Consider the following 664-nt stretch of genomic DNA (forward strand, 5'->3'; position numbering starts at 1 on the left):
CCCTGAGTGAAAATGTAGACAGCGACGGAATTCTGAACATTAAAGGAGAGGACGGCAGGCTGCTTCAGGCCCTGCAAATCGCAGAACCATTCAGCGCGGAAATATCAAGCGGCACAGATGCTGTTCAAGGCCCGCCGCAAAGTAAAGGCGGATTGTATTTATTTGTGTTCGGCCTAATCGGTTTATTGACGGCCAGCTATGCGGTCAAACGGATGAGGCAGCTGTAATATGATCAGGGAAGAGGCGTGCCGGCTCACAAGCCGGCCGTTTTTTATTTGCCCTGAAAAGCCAAATTTATCTTATAATGGAAACAAGCCAATGAAAGGGGACGGGAACAATGACATTTCATCAACTTAAAGATACGTGGGATCTCGAGGTTTTCTTTAAAGGCGGGAGCGGCTCCGTCGAGTTCCGTCAATATTTAAATGAAATTAAAGCACTGCTTTCAACTTTTAAACGCTCTGCCGAGGCTCTTACCGTCTCAAAAAGCGGTCTTGATGAATTGAAGGAAACACTGGCGCTTTTTGAAACAATTGATGTTAAAATCCGCGAAGCAGACGCTTTTGTCGGATGTCTCCAAGCGCAGGACACTGCGGATTTAAAGGCGAATGCCCTTAATTTTGAGGTCACCCAGCTCGCTGCCGATGCTCAGAAGGCGCTGGTC

At 47.7% G+C, this 664-nt stretch carries 2 protein-coding genes; both read left to right on the plus strand.

The window, feature by feature from the left end; genetic code table 11:
• On the plus strand, nt 1-227 hold a 227-nt coding region (locus AC0QUY_RS42685; RefSeq protein WP_475391745.1), incomplete at its 5' end, for a hypothetical protein.
• Between the two features lie 110 nt (nt 228-337).
• A partial coding sequence (locus AC0QUY_RS42690) for a hypothetical protein (RefSeq protein ID WP_475391746.1) occupies nt 338-664 on the plus strand: 327 nt, incomplete at its 3' end.

This window comes from Bradyrhizobium sp. WYCCWR15520 (assembly GCF_056174665.1).